Origin of the sequence: Rhodoferax ferrireducens T118, from assembly GCF_000013605.1 — a bacterium.
GTDB lineage: Bacteria > Pseudomonadota > Gammaproteobacteria > Burkholderiales > Burkholderiaceae_C > Rhodoferax > Rhodoferax ferrireducens.
Genome location: NC_007908.1, coordinates 2,300,991 through 2,313,740, shown reverse-complemented (window position 1 = coordinate 2,313,740; position 12,750 = coordinate 2,300,991). Strand labels below are relative to the sequence as shown.

At 58.7% G+C, this 12,750-nt stretch carries 10 protein-coding genes; 3 read left to right on the top strand and 7 right to left on the bottom strand.

The window, feature by feature from the left end; genetic code table 11:
- The 6 genes from nusA to RFER_RS10760 all read right to left on the bottom strand — a co-directional run bounded on the left by nusA (position 1) and on the right by RFER_RS10760 (position 7,901).
- Positions 1–1,497, bottom strand: coding sequence for a transcription termination factor NusA (gene nusA / locus RFER_RS10785; protein WP_011464425.1), 1,497 nt, complete (start codon positions 1,495–1,497; stop codon positions 1–3).
- A 22-nt stretch (positions 1,498–1,519) separates the two neighbouring features.
- Positions 1,520–2,134 (bottom strand): ribosome maturation factor RimP, encoded by a 615-nt coding sequence (gene rimP / locus RFER_RS10780; protein ID WP_011464424.1) that lies wholly within the window; start codon positions 2,132–2,134, stop codon positions 1,520–1,522.
- Between the two features lie 115 nt (positions 2,135–2,249).
- Complete coding sequence (locus tag RFER_RS10775) at positions 2,250–3,947, bottom strand: ABC transporter ATP-binding protein (RefSeq protein WP_011464423.1); 1,698 nt, start codon at positions 3,945–3,947, stop codon at positions 2,250–2,252.
- Positions 3,944–5,083, bottom strand: a complete 1,140-nt coding sequence (locus RFER_RS10770; RefSeq protein ID WP_011464422.1) for an ABC transporter permease — start codon at positions 5,081–5,083, stop codon at positions 3,944–3,946. The genes RFER_RS10775 and RFER_RS10770 overlap by 4 nt, the downstream gene beginning before the upstream one ends.
- A complete protein-coding gene (locus tag RFER_RS10765; protein WP_011464421.1) occupies positions 5,067–6,101 on the bottom strand; it encodes a microcin C ABC transporter permease YejB in 1,035 nt (344 codons plus the stop codon). The genes RFER_RS10770 and RFER_RS10765 overlap by 17 nt, the downstream gene beginning before the upstream one ends.
- Before the next feature lie 3 nt (positions 6,102–6,104).
- Positions 6,105–7,901 carry an extracellular solute-binding protein gene (locus RFER_RS10760; protein WP_041790567.1) on the bottom strand — a complete coding sequence of 599 codons (1,797 nt, stop codon included), beginning with the start codon at positions 7,899–7,901 and terminating at the stop codon, positions 6,105–6,107.
- 130 nt (positions 7,902–8,031) lie between these two features.
- On the opposite strand from RFER_RS10760, the gene fabI reads away from it, so the two are divergent.
- Positions 8,032–8,817 carry an enoyl-ACP reductase FabI gene (gene fabI / locus RFER_RS10755; protein ID WP_011464419.1) on the top strand — a complete coding sequence of 262 codons (786 nt, stop codon included), beginning with the start codon at positions 8,032–8,034 and terminating at the stop codon, positions 8,815–8,817.
- Positions 8,818–8,893: 76 nt separating this feature from the next.
- Here the strand turns inward: fabI and RFER_RS10750 are convergent, their stop codons facing one another.
- Entirely contained in the window at positions 8,894–11,182 is a 2,289-nt protein-coding gene (locus RFER_RS10750; protein WP_011464418.1) for an arginine/lysine/ornithine decarboxylase, read from the bottom strand.
- Positions 11,183–11,314: 132 nt separating this feature from the next.
- Between RFER_RS10750 and RFER_RS10745 the strand changes: the two genes are divergently transcribed.
- Together RFER_RS10745 and RFER_RS10740 are read left to right on the top strand one after the other, a co-directional pair.
- Positions 11,315–11,740, top strand: coding sequence for an NfeD family protein (locus RFER_RS10745; protein WP_011464417.1), 426 nt, complete (start codon positions 11,315–11,317; stop codon positions 11,738–11,740).
- A gap of 29 nt (positions 11,741–11,769) precedes the next feature.
- Positions 11,770–12,681, top strand: coding sequence for an SPFH domain-containing protein (locus tag RFER_RS10740; RefSeq protein WP_011464416.1), 912 nt, complete (start codon positions 11,770–11,772; stop codon positions 12,679–12,681).
- Positions 12,682–12,750: the final 69 nt, after the last annotated feature.

Below are 12,750 nucleotides of genomic sequence, written 5' to 3'. Positions count from 1 at the left end.
TTACTCTTGAGAAGCGGCGTCATTGGTAAACCAATGTTCGCGCGCCTTCATGATCAAGGTCTTGGCATCGTCCGCAGACTGGCCGGTGATTTCTGTCAATTCGTCAACGGCCAGGTCAGCCAGGTCGTCCAGGTTGTTAACGCCGCTTGTTGCCAGCTTGGCAATCAGCTCAGGGGTGAGGCCCTGCAGGTCGCGCAAATCCAGCGAAACCGCCTGCACACTCTCTTCATGCGCGATTTCCATGGTCAACAGCGCATCCTTGGCACGGGTGCGCAATTCGTTGGCTGTGTCTTCGTCGAAGCTCTCGATTTCGAGCATTTCTTCCAGCGGCACGTAAGCCACCTGCTCCAGGCTGGTAAAGCCTTCGGCAATCAGCAAATCGGCGATTTCTTCGTCCACATCGAGGTGTTCCATGAACAGCTTGCGACCCGAATCGGTTTCGCTCGCTTGTTTCTGGGCCGACTCGGCCGCATCCAGGATGTTGATCTTCCAGCCGGTCAGCTCGGAGGCCAGGCGCACGTTCTGGCCGCCCCGGCCGATCGCGATCGCCAGATTCTCCTCGTCGACCACCACATCCATGGCATGGCGCTCTTCGTCCACCACAATGCTCGACACGTTGGCCGGGGCCAGCGCCCCGATCACAAACTGGGCCGGGTCCTCGCTCCACAGCACGATATCAACGCGCTCGCCCGCCAACTCGTTGGTGACACCGTTGACGCGGGTACCACGGACCCCAACACAAGTGCCAATCGGATCGACCCGCTTGTCATGCGACAACACGGCGATCTTGGCGCGGGAACCGACATCACGGGCGCAGGATTTGATCTCCAGCAAGCCCTGCTCAATCTCGGGCACTTCCTGACGGAACAGCTCGATCATGAATTCAGGCGCCGAGCGCGACAGAATGATCGGCGCACCACGCAAGGTCAGATCGACTTCCATGATCATGGCGCGAACCCTGTCACCAACGCGCAAGTTTTCTTTCGGGATCATCTCCGTGCGACGCAGGCGGCCTTCAACGCGGCCTGACTCGACGATGAGGTCGCCTTTGTCCATGCGCTTGACGGTGCCAACAAAAATATTGTCGCCACGCGACATGAAGTCATTGAGCAGCATTTCACGCTCGGCGTCGCGGATTTTTTGCAGGATGACCTGCTTGGCCGCCATGGCGCCAATACGGCCAATCGGCAGCGACTCGACCGTTTCTTCGATGTATTCGTCGACCTCGATGTCGGGAATCTGTTCTTTGGCTTCAAACAACAGGATTTCCTGGTCGGGCAACTGCAAGCCCGCCTCATCGGGCACCACATGCCAACGACGAAATGTTTCGTAGTTGCCACTGTCGCGGTCAAGCGCCACCCGGATGTCGACATCACCGGGGTAAATCTTTCTTGTTGCCTGCGCCAGCGCCGCTTCAACTGCGCCAAACACCACATCAAGCTCCACGTTTTTTTCACGGGATATGGCTTCTACCAGCATTAACATTTCGCGATTCATGCCATGACTCTCCTGTTTCAATTCAATCCAAATTCGGCTCAGTGCCAGCCTTGGCACCTCGACCCTTAAAACTGACAATTGGCGCCAGGCGCGCCTCTTTCAACTCGTCAAGCGTAAAACCCAGCGCCTGCAGCGGCGCGGGCAATCTTTTTTTACTGACTCTTTGGCCGGGCTTGACCTCGGGCGCATCGCTCCAGACGATTTGCCAACCCGGCACCACCCCTGACTCGCCGTTGCTGCTTTGCGTGCGCTCCAACGTACCCCGAAACTTTTTGCGTGTGGCGTTCACCAGGGCCCCCGCCGCCGCGCCAATGGGCGCCTTCAAGGTGACATCAATCTCTCGCCCCACAAAGCGTTCAAAATCTTGCCCATGCCGCAAGGGACGATCGATACCGGGCGAGGACACCTCCAGCCGCTTGTAATCGACACCATCCACTTCCAGCGCAAACAACAACTGACGGGTCACTTTCTCGCAGTCTTCAACCGTGACAAACTGCTCAGCCTCGCTACCCGCCGTGCCGGGTACCCAAGGCAAATCGATCGTGATGCGCAGCAAACCGCCAGCGGAACGTTCGATTTCCACCAAGTCGTAACCCAGACCGGCTACGGTTTGCTCAACAATTTCTTTCAGCGCCACGTCAGTCCAAATGTCCCATAAAAAACAATCGACCAAAAAAAACGGGCGGTAGATACCCGCCCGTTTGGTCGTGAGGGGCGAATTATAGCCCAATATTGAAGAATATTCAGTGATTTTAACTGGCGGCTGCCAGCAAAGCGCATGTGTATTCGTGCTGCGGCGCCGCCAACAGGCGGGCTGCCGCGCCGGACTCCACAATGTGGCCTTCTTTCATGACCAGGACATGGTGCGCCATGGCCCGAATCACATCAACATCGTGCGTGATCAGCAAGTAACTCAAACCGCGCTCGCGTTGCAGGCGCTGCAGCAATAGCAACACCTGCTTCTGGATCGTCACATCCAGCGCGCTGGTCGGTTCGTCCAGCACCAGCACACGGGGGTTGATGATAAGTGCCCTGGCAATCGCCAGGCGCTGGCGCTGCCCGCCAGAAAACTCATGCGGGTAACGCTGCAGCAGCTCGGCCAGCCGGGCCGCACTGACGCCCTCATCCATGCCGACGTCGGCCAGTGCCTGTACCACGCGCTGACGACGCGCCTGCCGCGACAAGTCCGGCTCATGCACAGACAAACCTTCGCCGACAATTTCCTCAACGCTCAGACGCGGGGACAGCGAGGAAAAAGGGTCTTGAAACACCGCCTGCACTTCTCGGCGCATGGCCCGGTTGCTGGCCGCACTGATGCCCCAGGTTTGGCCCGCGACCTGTAGGTTGCCATTGCAGGGCAGCAAACCCAAAACCGCCAGCGCCAGCGTGGATTTGCCCGAACCAGACTCTCCCATGACGCCCACCGTCTGCCCCGCTGGCAGACTGAAATCTGCGCCCTGTACTGCGACAAACTCGCCATGTCTGAACCAGCCCTTGAAGCCTGGCAGCGGGATCGGGTAAACCACCCGCAGTCCCTGTGCGGTCATCAGCGCAGGCGCACCGGCTGGCGGCAATTGTTCCGCCCCGTCGCGCACCGGTTTGCTGTCAATCAGCCGACGGGTGTAGGGATGCTGCGGCCGGGCAAACACGTCTGCCGTAGCGCCTTGCTCCACGATCAAGCCGTTTTCCATCACGATGACGCGGTCGGCAAAACGCCGTACCAGATTCAGGTCATGGGTGATCATGAGCACGGCCATGCCGTTTTGGGCCTGAAAACTGGCCAGCAAATCAAGGATCTGGCCGCGCAAGGTCACATCCAGCGCGGTGGTTGGCTCGTCGGCCAGCAGCAATTGGGGCTGGCACGCCAGCGCCATGGCAATCATGGCGCGTTGCCGCTGGCCGCCGCTGAGCTGGTGCGGATAGGCGTTGACGCGCCGCTGCGGCTCGGAGATGCCGGTGTCTGCTATCAATTTAATTGCTACTTGAGCAGACTGAACGGGGGCTAGACCCTGTTTTAGCTCCAAAACCTCGCGAATCTGCTCACCCACCGTGAACAAAGGGTTCAGCGCCGTCATCGGTTCCTGAAAAATCATTGAGATCGCCTGCCCGCGCAGGCCGCGCAAGGCCTGCTCCGGCATTGACAGCAGATCACGCCCCTGAAACACGGCTTGGCCGCTGACGTCGGCGTTTTGCACCAGCCGCAACAGACTCAAGGCAGTGACTGTTTTGCCAGAGCCTGACTCACCGACCAACGCCACTTTCTCGCCCGCAGCGATGCAAAAGTCGATGCCGCGCACCACTTCCTGGCCGGCAAACGAAATACGCAGGCCACGGACATCGAGCAACGGTGTCGGTCCGCAATGACGAGGTTCCGCCGACAGGCCGCCCTTAGGCGGAACAGCCCCCTCGGGGGGCAGCGCAGTACGCGAAGCGACAAGCGTGGGGGTCATTTCTCAGCCTTGCGTGGGTCCAGCGCGTCACGCAAGGCATCGCCCATGAAGGTCAGCAGCAGCAAGGTCAGCACTAGCACACAGAAGGTGGCGAGTGAAATCCACCAGGCATCAATGTTGTTTTTGCCTTGCGACAGCAGTTCCCCCAGCGATGGCGTACCCGGTGGCACGCCCAGGCCCAGGAAATCCAGCGACGTCAACGCCAAAATCGCACCACTCATGCGAAACGGCAGGAACGTGACTACCGGCGTCATGCTGTTGGGCAGCAGGTGGCGGGTGATGATCTGCCAGTTGCTCACCCCCAGCGCACGCGCTGCGCGCACATAGTCCAACTGGCGATTGCGCAAGAATTCAGCGCGCACATAGTCACTCAAGCCCATCCAGCCGAACAGGCTGAGCAGAATCAGCAGCAGCGCCAGACTGGGGGCAAAAACGGCGCTGAAAATGATCAACAGGTACAACTCGGGCATGGAGCCCCAGATTTCAATGAAACGCTGAAACGCCAGATCCGTCTTGCCACCAAAAAACCCTTGAATGGCACCGGTGATGACACCCAGCAGCGTGCCGGTGAAAGTCAGCGCCAGGGCAAACAGCACACTGACGCGAAAGCCATAAATCAGCTGCGCCAGCAGGTCGCGCCCGCGGTCGTCCGTGCCCAGCCAGTTGTCACGCCCAGGCGCTGACGGGTTGGGCTCTTTGGCAAAGTAGTTCAAGGTCTTCGAGCCGTAAGGGTTGGGGGCAAACAGCGCCCAGTTGCCTGCCTGGGACAGGCGCTCGCGGATGAAAGGGTCGAGGTAGTCGGTGGCGGTGTCGAAATCTCCGCCAAAAGTCTTCTCCGAATACTCCTTGACGATCGGGAAGTAGGTCGTGCCCTGGTAGCGCACCAGCAGCGGGCGGTCGTTGGAGATCACTTCAGCCAGCAGGCTGAGCAGCACCAGCGTCACAAAAACCAGCAGGCTCCAATAGCCCAAACGGTTACGCTTGAACCGCAACCAGGCCCGACGGCCCGGCGATGGAGACTTCGGGGGCGTGCTCGCGGGGCCGCCGCGGAACCGGCTTTGCCGGGTCGCTGGCGGCGCCTCCTCAGGGGGGAGGCGGCCAGAGGCCGCTTCGGGGGGGTTAGTCAAATTTGACACGCGGATCGACCCAAACATAAGACAAATCTGAAATCAGCTTGGTCACCAGACCAATCAGCGTAAAGAAGTAAAGGGTGCCCAGCACCACCGGGTAATCGCGCCGGATCACACTCTCGTAACTCAGCAGCCCCAAGCCATCGAGCGAAAACAGCGTCTCGATCAGCAAGGAGCCGGTAAAAAAAGCGCCAATAAACGCCGCCGGGAAGCCGGTGATGATAGGAATCAGCGCATTGCGAAAAACGTGCTTCCACAGCACCTGGCGCTCGTCCAGGCCTTTGGCACGCGCCGTGACGACGTACTGCTTGCGGATTTCTTCCAGAAACGCGTTCTTGGTTAGCATGGTGGTGACGGCGAAGCTGCCCAGCACCATGGCGGTGACCGGCAGGGCGATGTGCCACAGGTAATCGACCACGCGCGCACCCCAGCTGAGCTCATCCCAGTTGCCCGACGTCAAGCCGCGCAACGGAAACCACTGCAGCTGTCCGCCAAAAATCACCAGCAGCGCCACCCCCAGGACGAAGCCGGGAATGGCGTAGCCAAACAGCACCAGCAGGGTCGTGACAAAGTCAAAACGCGAACCCGCGCGCACCGCTTTGGCCACGCCCAGCGGCACGGCAATCAAGTAGCTGATAAAGAATGTCCACAGTCCCAGACTGATGGAGACCGGCAGCTTCTCCCAAATCAGCTCCGACACACTTTTGTTCTGGAAAAAGCTCCGCCCCAGATCAAAACGGGCAAATTGCCCCAGCATTTGCAGGAAACGCTCGTGCGCGGGTTTGTCAAAACCGTAGAGCGCCTTGATCTGCTCGATGCGCCTCGGGTCCACCCCTTGCGCGCCGCGGTAACTCAAGCCGCCACTTTCAGCACCAGACCCTTTGCCACTGCCCGCCTTGGCCTCAGCCAGGTATTGTTCTACCGGGCCACCGGGCACAAATTGAACCACCATGAAAGTGATCAGCAAGACCCCCAGCAAGGTGGGAATCATCAGCAGCAAGCGTTTGAGGATGTAACTCAGCATGGTTTATTTGGCCCACCAGGTGTCGATCGCCCAGCCCTCGCCCGCCGCATAGGGCGGCATCGACTCGGGTTTGGCCAGGCGCCAACTGTTGTACACCATGCGATGTGTGCCCGCGCTCCATTGGGGAATCAGAAAATGACTGTGACTGATGACACGATCCAGCGCACGGCACGCGGGCAGCAGTTCGGCCTTGGACCTGGCGCTGGTCATCGCGCTGATCAACGCGTCGACGGCCGGGTTCTTGACGCCCGCAAAATTGCCGGAATCTTCCTGGTCGGCCGCCTTGGAGCCAAACATGTCCGCATACTCCTGCCCCGGGTTGTGGGTGCCGCCGTAGGCGATCGAGGTGATGTCAAACTCAAACTTCTGCAGGCGTTGCTGGTACAGGGCAAAGTCCACCGGGCGAAAGCTCAAACTGATGCCAATTTTTTCCAGATTTCGCGCCCACGGCGACGCCATGCGGGCACCGCTCTCGTTGCTGTCCAGGTACTCAATTTCAAACGCCTGGCCCTGGGCGTTGCGCAAGGCCCCATCGCGCACCTCCCAGCCTGCGGCCTTCAGCAGGGACTGGGCCTGGCGCAGGTTGGCGCGCAGGGATGAATCACCATCGGTGCGCGGCGCGACCGCCATGAGGCCAAAAGCGGCTGGCGGGATGTCTTGGCGCCAAGGGGTCATCAACGCCAGTTCTTGCACGCTGGGCATCCCGCTGGCCTGGCAATCGGTGTTGCCGAACAGGCCATTGACGCGCTGGTAGGCGTTGTAGAACATCTGCCGGTTCATCCATTCGAAATCCAGCGCCAAGCCCAGCGCCTGGCGCACGCGTATGTCCTTGAGTTTGTCGCGCCGGGTGTTGAGCACATAGCTCTGAAAGCCGGTCGGTAAACGGTGTTTGAACTCAGCCTTGACCAACTCACCAGTGTCAAAACGCTTGCCGTTCACCCGGCGCGCCCAATCGCCAGCCGAGAAAAACCGCATCAAATCAAACTCACCGGCTTTGAGCGCTTCCAGTCGCGCCGTACCATCCTTGTAAATCTTGACCGTGATGCGGTCAAAGTTGTTGCTGCCACGCTTCACATTCAGGTCCCTGGCCCAATAGTTCGGGTCACGCACATAAGTAATGTCTTTGCCAAAGCGCACCGGGCCAATTTTGTAAGGGCCACTGCCAATCGGGATGTCGGTGACGATTTGATCAAATGACTTGAGCTTGCCATTCACCCTGCCCCAGGCCCGGCTGAACACCGGCAGACCACCGACGGTGAGGGGCAGTTCCCGGTTCGGTTTTTTGAAGCGATAACGCACAGTGCGCTCATCAAGCACCTCCAGACCCGCCACATCTTCGAGCAGGCTCTTGTAGGCGGGCGACGTGTACGGCCCCATCAAAGTATCAAAGCTGTATTTCACGTCCTGGGCCAACACCGGGTCACCGTTGTGAAAACGGGCCTCGGGCGCCAGGCGAAAGGTGGCGCTCAAGCCATCTGGCGCCACGTCCACATCACGCGCCAGCAGGCCGTAACCGGCGCCGGTTTCATCCAGCGCGCCCGTCAGCAGCGAGTCAAACATCAAGTCCGCCAGATACGCCGGGGCCGAGCCCTTGATCGTGAACGGGTTGTACTTGTCAAAAGTGGACACGCGCAGATTGCTCACCAGCCGCAGTTCACCCCCCTTGGGCGCGTTCGGGTTGACATAATTGAAGTGGGAAAAATTGGCACCGTACTTCAGATCACCCCACAGCGCGTACCCATGCGCCGCCCACAACGGATTGCAGACAACAGACAAGCATAAAAAAAACAAACGTCGCATGCGACAATTCTGCATCAACAACACCTGCCGTCAGGCGGGTGTGATGAAAGCCGCTATAAACGGCTTTTCAAGCCGATTCCGACACGGCGACGATTTAACTGCATATCAAGAACTGAGAGAAGAGACCACTATGGGATTCCTGACAGGAAAAAAATTGCTGATTACCGGCGTATTGTCCAAACGCTCGATCGCGTACGGCATCGCGCAAGCCTGCCATGAACAAGGCGCGGAACTGGCCTTCAGCTACGTCGGCGAGCGTTTCAAGGAGCGCATCACTGAGTTTGCGGCCGATTTTGGTTCCACGCTGGTGTTTGACTGCGACGTGGCAGACGATGCCCAGATTGAAAAACTGTTCACCGATTTGGCCACGCACTGGCCCAAATTTGATGGCTTTGTGCACAGCATTGGCTACGCGCCGCGCGAGGCCATTGCCGGCAATTTCCTGGACGGTCTGACGCGTGAAAACTTTCGCATCGCGCACGACATCAGTGCCTACAGCTTCCCCGCCATGGCCAAGGCCGCCCTGCCCTACCTCAACGACAAGGCGTCCTTGCTCACACTCACTTACCTGGGCGGCGTGCGCGTGGTGCCCAGCTACAACACCATGGGTTTGGCCAAGGCATCACTGGAGTCGTCGGTGCGTTACCTGGCCGATGCGATTGGCCCACGCGGCATGCGCGTGAACGGCCTGAGCGCTGGCGCCGTCAAGACACTGGCCGCCAGCGGCATCAAGGACTTTGGCCGCTTGCTGGCCATTTCAGCCAGCGCATCACCTTTGAAGCGCAACGTGACGATTGAAGAGGTCGGTAATGTGGCCGCTTTCTTGCTCAGCGACCTGGCGTCCGGCATGACCGGGCAGATTTCTTATGTCGACTGCGGCGTCAGCCAGACCGCCGTGGCGGTCGTGGAGTCTTGATAAAATAGGGCTGTAGCCCCCGTCCCTGTTAAATAGGTAGCTATAATATTTATAGCTACCTATTTTATTTTCCGATTCAGGACTTGACGCAATCCGCGTAATAGTGCCGCTGCCCGTCAGCCTCCTGTTCTTCCACCAGTCCATGAATGTCGGTTTCAAAACCGGGGCACTGGGTATTGAACTCGCGGGCAAATTTCAGGTAGTCCACGATTTTCTTGTTGAACACTTCACCCGGTATCAGCAAGGGAATGCCGGGCGGGTAAGGTGTGACCAGGCCAACCGTGATGCGACCTTCCAGATCATCAATCGCCACGCGCTCGGTCTTGCGTAGCGCAATGTGGGCATAAGCATCGCTGGGCTTCATGGCCGGCGCCAGGTCACTTAAATACATGTCGGTCGTCAGGCGCGCAATGTCATATTTGGCGTAGAGCTGGTGCACGTGCTGGCACAGGTCAGCCAGCCCCATGGTTTCGTATTTGGGGTACTTCTGGCAAAACTCGGGCAGGATGCGCCACATCGGCTGGTTCTTGGCGTAGTCGTCCTTGAACTGCTGCAAGGCGGTCAACATGCTGTTCCAGCGGCCCTTGGTGATGCCGATGGTGAACATGATGAAAAAGCTGTAAAGCCCGGTTTTCTCGACCACCACGCCGTGTTCGGCGAGGAACTTGGTGACGATACTGGCCGGAATGCCGGTCTTGGCAAACTTGCCGTTCAAGTCCATGCCGGGCGTGACCACCGTCGATTTGATCGGGTCGAGCATGTTGAAGCCGGTGGCCATTTTGCCAAAACCGTGCCAGTTGACACCCGCCTTGGCTTTGGCTGACTCGCCTTTGATGATCCAGCTGTCGGCGCGGCCAATGCCTTCTTCCACCAGTTTTTCAGGTCCCCACACCTTGAACCACCAGTCGGTGCCGTATTCTTCGTCGATCTTGCGCATGGCACGGCGGAAATCGAGCGCTTCAGCGATGCTTTCTTCCACCAGCGCGGTGCCGCCGGGTGGCTCCATCATGGCGGCAGCCACGTCGCAACTGGCAATGATGCTGTACTGCGGGGAGGTAGAGGTGTGCATCAGATACGCGTCGTTGAACAGGTGCTTGTCGAGCTTGACGGTTTGCGAATCCTGCACCAGCACCTGGCTGGCCTGGCTGATGCCGGCCAGCAGCTTGTGGATCGATTGCGTGGCATAGACCATGGCGTGCTTGGGGCGCGAGCGCTTTTTACCCATCGCATGGTAGGTGCCGTAAAACGGGTGAAATGCCGCATGTGGCAACCAGGCTTCGTCAAAGTGGATGTTCTCCACATAGCCGTCCAGCATGTTTTTGACCGTCTCGGTGTTGTACAGCACACCGTCGTAGGTGGACTGGGTCAGCGTCAGCACGCGCGGCTTGATCCGGCTCAGGTCCACGTCGGGCAGATGCTCCTTGATCAAGGGGTTGGCCTTGATTTTTGCCTTGATGGACGCTGGCTCAAACTCGCTCTTGGGAATCGGCCCGATGATGCCGAAGTGGTTGCGCGTGGGCTTCAAAAACACCGGAATGGCCCCGGTCATGATGATGGCGTGCAGGATGGACACATGGCAATTGCGGTCCACCACCACCACGTCATTGGGCGCCACCGTGTGGTGCCACACCATCTTGTTGCTGGTACTGGTGCCGTTGGTGACAAAAAAGCAGTGGTCGGCATTGAAGATGCGCGCCGCATTACGCTCGCTCTTGCCAATCGCACCATCATGGTCCAGCAGTTGGCCCAGTTCTTCCACTGCGTTGCAGACGTCGGCACGCAGCATGTTCTCGCCATAAAACTGGTGGTACATCTGACCGACCGGGCTTTTCAGGAAGGCGACGCCACCGGAGTGCCCCGGGCAGTGCCAGGAGTAGGAACCATTCTCGGCGTAGTCCAACAAGGCCTTGAAAAACGGCGGCTGCACGCTCTCCAGATAAGCTTTGGCTTCGCGAATGATGTGACGCGCCACGAACTCGGGCGTGTCCTCAAACATGTGAATGAAACCATGCAGCTCGCGCAGGATGTCATTGGGCAAATGGCGTGAGGTCTTGGTCTCGCCGTAGATATAGATTGGCACATCAAGATTTTTACGACGCACCTCTTCGATGAAGTGGCGCAAGTTCACCACGGCCGGGTCGAGGTCCGGACCGGGGGTAAATTCCTCGTCATCAATGGACATGATGAAGGCACTGGCGCGGCTTTGCTGCTGCGCAAACTGGCTCAGGTCACCATAACTGGTCACACCCAGCACTTCCAGGCCTTCTGACTCGATGGCTTGGGCCAGCGCCCGTATACCCAGGCCGGAGGCGTTTTCAGAGCGAAAATCCTCGTCAATGATGATGATGGGAAAGCGAAATTTCATTGGTAACTCCAGCCACTTACAAAACAATTTCAGGAATGAGGCGCGAAGTGTAAGGACTAATCCATTCTCAGCCCTTGCGTATGGCGACTTTTGCCGCAGAATGTGGCAAGGGAAACACAATTGGAAACAAACATGGCTGAATCGACGATCTGGTGGCTGTTGGCGGGGGCGGTTATCGCGGCCGAACTGCTGACCGGCACCTTTTATTTGCTCATGTTGTCGCTGGGGCTGGCCGGCGCAGCCGTCGCCGCCCATCTGGGGGCGCCGGTGCCAGCCCAATTGGTGGTGGCGGCCGTGCTGGGTGGTGGTTTTGTTGTGGCTTGGCGCAGTTACAGGAAGCACCAGCCGCCTGCACTGCCTGCCAGTGCCAACCGGGATGTCAATCTGGATATTGGGGAAACCCTGCAGATCGAGGCGTGGAACGCAGATGGAACCAGCACGGCCAAGTACCGCGGTGCCGCCTGGAGCGTCTCACTGAAGGCGGGTGCCGTGGCGACCCCGGGTCTGCACCGCATCGTTGAGGTGACTGGCAGCCGCCTGGTGGTCGAGAAAGTGTGAATTCGGTTAGCTATTTTTTGGAGAGTTAAATGGAAGTTGCAGTCATCCTGTTCGTGATCGCGGTGATCTTTGTCACGCAGTCCATCAAGGTCGTTCCCCAACAACACGCGTGGGTCGTCGAGCGGCTTGGCAAATACAACGGTACCCTGATGCCGGGTTTGAACTTTCTGGTGCCCTTTGTCGACAAGGTAGCCTACAAGCATCTGCTCAAGGAAGTGCCGCTGGACATTGCCAGCCAGGTCTGCATCACGCGTGACAACACCCAGTTGCAGGTCGATGGCATTTTGTATTTCCAGGTGACCGATGCGATGCGCGCCAGCTATGGCTCCAGCAATTACATCGTGGCCATCTCTCAATTGGCGCAGACCTCGCTACGCTCCGTCATTGGCAAGCTCGAACTCGACAAAACCTTTGAAGAGCGCGACATCATCAACGCCCAGGTGGTGCAGGCGATTGATGAGGCCGCATTGAACTGGGGTGTCAAGGTGCTGCGTTATGAAATCAAGGACTTGACGCCACCGAAAGAAATCCTGCACGCCATGCAGCAGCAGATCACCGCCGAGCGTGAAAAGCGGGCACTGATTGCCGCCTCAGAAGGTCGGCGCCAGGAGCAGATCAACATAGCCACCGGTGAACGTGAAGCCTTTATTGCCCGTTCTGAAGGCGAAAAGCAGGCGGTGATCAACAAGGCCCAGGGCGATGCGCAATCCATTCTGGCCGTCGCCGAGGCCACCGCCCAGGCGATTGAACGTATCGCGTCGGCCATTCGCCAGCCCGGCGGTGCTGAGGCGGTGCAGCTCAAGGTGGCCGAAAAAGCGGTAGACGCCTATTCCAAAGTGGCGGCAGAGGCCACCACCACGCTGATTGTGCCCAGCAACATGACCGAGGTGTCAGCGCTGATTTCTTCGGCCATGAAAATGGTGCAAGTCCAGCGGGCTTAAGCGACTGTCAAAAGCAGGAAGCCGTCGCATCCATTCGAAAACGACGGCTTCCTGGCGTTGAAGGCCCAA